Here is a 3525-nt window from a genome sequence, read left to right as displayed (position 1 = left end):
TCTCGGCCTCGGCGGCCTTCTCCGCCTCGGCGGCCCGCTCGGCCTTCTCCGCCTTCTCGGCCTCGGCCGCCTCCGCCTTCTCCGCCTTGGCGGCGGCCCGGCGCTCGGCGTCGGCCTTCTTCTTGTCCTCGGCGATCTGCCGCTTGGCGGCGGTCGCGTAGATGTCCACGTACTCCTGGCCGGAGAGCCGCATGATCTCGTACATCACCTCGTCCGTCACCGAACGGAGGATGAAGCGGTCGTTCTCCATGCCGTGGTAGCGGGAGAAGTCCAGCGGGCGGCCGATCCGGATGCCGGGGCGGATGCCGAAGTTGGGGACCACCTGGCCGGGCGGCTGCACCTTCTCGGTGTCGATCATGGCGACCGGGATCACCGGGGCGCCGGTGGCCAGCGCGACGCGGGCCAGGCCGCCGACCTTGCCGCGGTACAGCTTGCCGTCGGGCGAACGGGTGCCCTCGGGGTAGACGCCGAACAGCTCGCCCTCCTCCAGCACCGCGATGGCACTGCGGATCGCGGCCTCGCCGGCGCCGCGCACGCCCGAGCGGTCCACCGGCAGCTGGCCGACGCCCTTGAAGAACGCGGCGGTCAGCCGGCCCTTGAGGCCCGGGGTGTTGAAGTACTCGGCCTTCGCGATGAAGGTGACCCGGCGCTTGATCAGCGCGGGGAAGAAGAACGAGTCCGAGAAGGACAGGTGGTTGCTCGCGATGATCGCCGCACCCTCGGTGGGGATGTTCTCCTCGCCCTCGATCCAGGGCCGGAAGAAGATCCGAAGCAGTGGCGCGACGATCATCTTCATCAGTCGGTAGAACAACCCGGGCCTCCTGTTATGCGGACCGGTCGATCCTAATGCCCCGCGGCCGCCCGCTGTGCCCGGCCCCGCCGTAGCGGCCGCGCCCGGCCTGCTCGTAGGGGGTGTACGACCCGGCGCGGAGCGTGGGACGATGCGGATTCGCAGCACCTCCCCTCCAGCGTCCCCTCCCCCAGCGCCATCCGCCCGCGAAGGAGTCCGCCATGCCGTTGCTGCCCGGTGCCGAGCCGTACCGCCACCGCGGCGGACCGGTGGGAGTGCTGCTCTGCCACGGCTTCACCGGCTCGCCGCAGTCGCTGCGGCCGTGGGCCGACGAGCTGGCGGCGGCCGGTCTCACGGTGTCGCTGCCGCTGCTGCCCGGGCACGGCACCCGCTGGCAGGACATGCAGCTCACCCGCTGGGAGGACTGGTACGCCGAGGTCGAGCGGGAGCTGCTGGCGCTCGCCGAGGAGTGCGAGCAGGTCTTCGTCTGCGCGCTGTCGATGGGCGGCGCGCTGGCGCTGCGGCTCGCGGCGCTGCACGGGCCGACGGTCTCCGGTCTGGTGCTGGTCAACCCGTCGGTGCGCTCGGACACCCCCGCGAGCGCGCTGCTGCCGGTGCTGCGCCACCTGGTCCCAAGTCTGCCCGGGGTCGCCAACGACATCGCCCGGGCCGGCGTGACCGAGGTCGGCTACGACCGCACCCCGCTGCACGCCGCCTGGTCGCTGAGCCTGCTGTGGCGGGAGGTCCAGCGGCTGCTGCCGGAGGTGACCCAGCCGGTGCTGCTCTTCCACAGCCCGCAGGACCACGTCGTCTCGCCGGCCAACTCGGAACTGGTGCTGGCCCGGATATCCTCGACGGACGTGACGGAGCGGCTGTGCCAGCGCAGCTTCCACGTCGCGACGCTGGACCACGACGCGGCGGAAATATTCGCGGCCGGCCAGGACTTCATCCGACGGCTGGCTCCCGCGCACGCGGCGGGCGTCACCCGGGTTGAATCCGACGATCACCATGGCTGAAGGGCCGGAAGTGCACGAGAGCAGCACGGCGGGCGGCGGGGACGAGACTCCCCGCGAGGACGGCGCGACCAAGGACGGCGGGACGAACGCGGCCGCCCCGGGCGGTGCGCCGACGGACCGTACCGGCCCGGACGGCACCGCGACGCCCCCGCCCGTCAAGGACGTCGCCGGGGGCTCGGCCGAGGGTTCCACGGGGGAGGCCGCCGGACACCGTCCGCGCCGTGCGCCCGAGCGCAGCCAGGCCGAGCAGGACGCGATCTTCGCCGCCCTGGTGGCCCAGTTCGACGACCCGGTCGACCTCAACAACCCGAACTGGCCCGAGGTCGAGAACCTCCGGGCGCAGAACGAGCTCAAGGGCGGCCACAAGGAGGGCGGCCCCGGCGGTCGCGGCGACCAGGACGACCTCTCCGACCTCGCCCCCCAGCCCCGCCCCCGCTCCGGCCGGCCGGTGATGCCGGCGGGCGGCGCGGGCCCTCGCGACTTCGAGCTGGCCGAGGAGACCGACGAGGGCCACTTCGTCCCGCCGGAGCCCCCGCCGCTGCCGCCCGCCGACGTGACCGCCAAGTTCGCCTGGCTGGCGGTGCTCGGCGGCCCGGCGCTGCTGCTGGTCGACGCGGTGGTCTGGCGGGAGATCTCCGGCTGGCCCGCCTGGGTCGGGATCACCGCCTTCCTCGGCGGCTTCGTCACCCTGGTCGCGCGGATGAAGGACCGCGACGAGGACGAGCCGGAGGACCCGGACCACGGCGCCGTGGTCTAGCCGTCCGTCCGTCTAGCCGCTCGTCCGGCTGCCCGGTCGGCCGGCCGGCAGTTCGAGGACGGCGAGCACCGGCAGGTGGTCGGTCGCGGCCCGCAGGTCGGCCTCGGTGACTTCGGGCAGCCCGTGCGGCACCCCGCAGCCGAGGACGGTGATCCCGGGTGTGGCGAAGACGGCGTCGATCCGCTGGTAGGGGCGCTCCGGTACGGAGGTGAACTCGCCTCCCCAGGGCGCGGTCGGGTGCCCGTCCTGGAGCCGGGAGGCCAGCAGCCGCCAGCCCGGCCCGTCCGGGTGCTCGTTGAAGTCCCCTGCCACGATGCCGAGTTCAGCGATCCCGAGCTGGTCGAGCAGCAGCTCGAACTGCCCGTACCGCTCCTCCTGGTCCAGGCTGAGGTGGCAGCTGGTGACGGTGAACGGCGCCGTGCCGGGCAGTCGCAGCAGCGCGCTCGCGAAGCCCCGGGCGTGCAGGCCGCGGGTCTTGGGCAGCAGCCGGTCGTGCACCGCCAGCAGTTCCACCGCGCCGGGCCGGCCGAGCAGCAGCGGACCGGCGGCGGTGCGGCCGCCGCCCGCCAGCACGGCCGTCCCGGTGCTCCGGGCCAGCCAGGCGGCCTGGCCCTCGGGCCGCCAGTAGCGCGGGGACTCCTGGACGCAGACCAGGTCGGGCTCGCAGGCCCGGATCACCCGGGCCAGCGCCCGCCGGTCGTCGCGCAGCGAGCGGATGTTGTAGCTGAGCAGGCGCAGCCGGCCCGGGCCGGGCGGCGGCAGCGGTTCGGCCCGTACGGCGGTCGCGGCGGCGGGCCCGGCCTCGGCGGTCGTGGTCGCGGCGGCGGGCCCGGCCTCGGCGGTCGTGGTCGCGGCGGCGGTCGTGGTCGCGGCGCTCATGGTCCTCCCCTGGGCGGTCACCGGATCGCTCCGACCGTACGCGGCCGGGCCGGGACGTGCGACGGCGGCGGTGCGTCCGGGAG

The 3525-nt window shown here is 74.5% G+C and carries 4 protein-coding genes; 2 read left to right on the top strand and 2 right to left on the bottom strand.

What is annotated here, in order from left to right:
* On the bottom strand, window positions 1-811 hold an 811-nt coding region (locus tag ACFU6K_RS34125; protein WP_380669730.1), incomplete at its 3' end, for a lysophospholipid acyltransferase family protein.
* Window positions 812-1011: 200 nt separating this feature from the next.
* Between ACFU6K_RS34125 and ACFU6K_RS34120 the strand changes: the two genes are divergently transcribed.
* The gene (locus ACFU6K_RS34120) at window positions 1012-1806 is read left to right on the top strand and encodes an alpha/beta hydrolase (RefSeq protein ID WP_380669728.1); all 795 of its coding nucleotides are present in this window, start codon (window positions 1012-1014) and stop codon (window positions 1804-1806) included.
* A gap of 10 nt (window positions 1807-1816) precedes the next feature.
* Entirely contained in the window at window positions 1817-2563 is a 747-nt protein-coding gene (locus ACFU6K_RS34115; protein ID WP_380669726.1) for a hypothetical protein, read from the top strand.
* 12 nt (window positions 2564-2575) lie between these two features.
* On the opposite strand, the gene ACFU6K_RS34110 is transcribed toward ACFU6K_RS34115, so the two are convergent.
* A complete protein-coding gene (locus ACFU6K_RS34110) occupies window positions 2576-3442 on the bottom strand; it encodes an endonuclease/exonuclease/phosphatase family protein (protein WP_380669732.1) in 867 nt (288 codons plus the stop codon).
* Between the last annotated feature and the right edge of the window lie 83 nt (window positions 3443-3525).

The organism is Kitasatospora sp. NPDC057512 (genome assembly GCF_042802135.1).
Classification (GTDB): domain Bacteria; phylum Actinomycetota; class Actinomycetes; order Streptomycetales; family Streptomycetaceae; genus Kitasatospora.
The sequence above is the reverse complement of the archived record's forward strand: the minus strand, read 5'-3'. Positions and strand labels throughout refer to the sequence as shown.

What these genes read in the sequence shown, in the direction of transcription:
- ACFU6K_RS34120 (WP_380669728.1), top strand. Translation starts at nt 1,012, where the DNA reads ATGCCGTTGCTGCCCGGTGCCGAGCCGTACCGCCACCGCGGCGGACCG.
- ACFU6K_RS34110 (WP_380669732.1), bottom strand. Translation starts at nt 3,442, where the DNA reads ATGAGCGCCGCGACCACGACCGCCGCCGCGACCACGACCGCCGAGGCC.